The sequence below is a fragment of the Streptomyces sp. MMG1533 genome, from assembly GCF_001279775.1.
In the GTDB taxonomy this organism is placed as follows: Bacteria; Actinomycetota; Actinomycetes; order Streptomycetales; family Streptomycetaceae; genus Streptomyces.
Genome location: NZ_LGDG01000162.1, coordinates 1 through 316 on the forward strand (window position 1 = coordinate 1; position 316 = coordinate 316).

Annotated in this window: 1 protein-coding gene; it reads left to right on the forward strand. The window is 62.3% G+C overall.

Features of this window, described 5'->3' with window-relative positions; all coding sequences use genetic code 11:
* Positions 1 to 2: 2 nt before the first annotated feature.
* The coding region (locus tag ADK57_RS17420) for a hypothetical protein (RefSeq protein ID WP_053750397.1) at positions 3 to 316 on the forward strand (314 nt) is incomplete at its 3' end.

Genomic DNA, 316 nt, shown 5'->3' on the forward strand with positions numbered 1-316 from the left:
TGATGAAGTTCGACATGGGTGCGCAGACGCTGTCGCAGCTGCAGCGTGATTCGCGGGGGTCGAGTGATGATCTCGGGACGTTGATCCGGCAGTTGGTGCAGGCGGCGACGCCGCTGGAGGGCAAGTTCAACGGTTCGGGTCGGATGATGTTCGACCAGTTCAAGGGGCGTGCGGACCAGATCGCCAAGGATTTGAACGGGTCGTTGGCGGCGATTCTGGGTGGTCAGTCGGGGATGGACTCGGCGTTCAGTTCGGGTGACCAGGAGCAGGGTGACAACGCGAAGCAGCAGATGGGTGCGGCGAATTTCGACGCGGC